Here is a 1,081-nt window from a genome sequence, read left to right on the forward strand (position 1 = left end):
TATGTGTTTATTCATTAATATCATTTCTTGAGTACATATTGACATTCTTAAACATATTTATCTATATTTTCATTAACTAAAGTATTCCTCCTTTAAATTTTATCTTCATTTGGTATAACACCAATAACAGGTATATCTAATATGGACTCTACTTGTTCTTTATCTTTAAAGGTATTATCTAAAAATTCTTGTAATATAACTACTACACATCCAGCTAATAATCCAACTAATGCACCTACTAAAATATAAAGTTTCTTATTTGGACTAATAGGACTTTGTGGAAGTTTTACAGTATCAATAATTTGTACATTAGCATTAGAAATTAGTGTTGTTGACTTTGAAACAAATTCATTTGCTATATTTTCAACTACAGTTTTACATTCATTTTTATCAGTACTTACATAACTAACTTTTATAATTTGTGTACCTGTTAATGGTTCTACTGTTAAACTTGATTTTATTTGAGATGAGTCTTTATCAACATCTTTACCTTCAATTGCACTATTTATTAAATCATCTGTTTTTATTATATCAACATAAGTTTTTAAAATGTTTTGATACATTTGAACATCACTACTATTATATGTGCTTTGACCACTTGCTTCTTTACCTATGAATAACTTAGTACTTGCTTCATATTTGGGTTTTACAAAAAAGAATGCTGCAGCTGCTGCTATTATTGTTGTTGTTAACATAGCTATAACTATCATCTGCCACTTACTTTTTAATGCATCAATAATATCCTCAATTCTTATAATTTCTTCTTTCACTAACATCCCTCCATACTTTTTAAATGTTTGCATAAAACATTTTCCATAAGCTTATATACCAAAATTAAAAATGCATCTATATTTTCACTAACTTTATATATTATAAACGATTTTTCATTGTTTGTCTGTATAATGCTGTCATATTTTTTACAGTCTTGTAGCATTGTTAACTAGTGTTTTAATCTTTTTAATCTACTTTTATTTATTTTATAAATCAAGAAATATATCTTGTATATCCTTATATGTAAAATCGAGTAGGAGGTAATCAATTATTTTGATTACCGACCTCTCACACCACCGTACGTGCCGTT

1 protein-coding gene is annotated in these 1,081 nt (G+C 26.2%); it reads right to left on the reverse strand.

Translation table 11 applies throughout. The features are described 5' to 3' along the window. Positions 1-92: 92 nt before the first annotated feature. Positions 93-770 carry a YveK family protein gene (locus BM384_RS17165; RefSeq protein ID WP_090015504.1) on the reverse strand — a complete coding sequence of 226 codons (678 nt, stop codon included), beginning with the start codon at positions 768-770 and terminating at the stop codon, positions 93-95. Positions 771-1,081 lie beyond the last annotated feature (311 nt).

Source organism: Clostridium sp. DSM 8431 (genome assembly GCF_900116755.1).
Taxonomy (GTDB): Bacteria; Bacillota; Clostridia; order Clostridiales; family Clostridiaceae; genus Clostridium.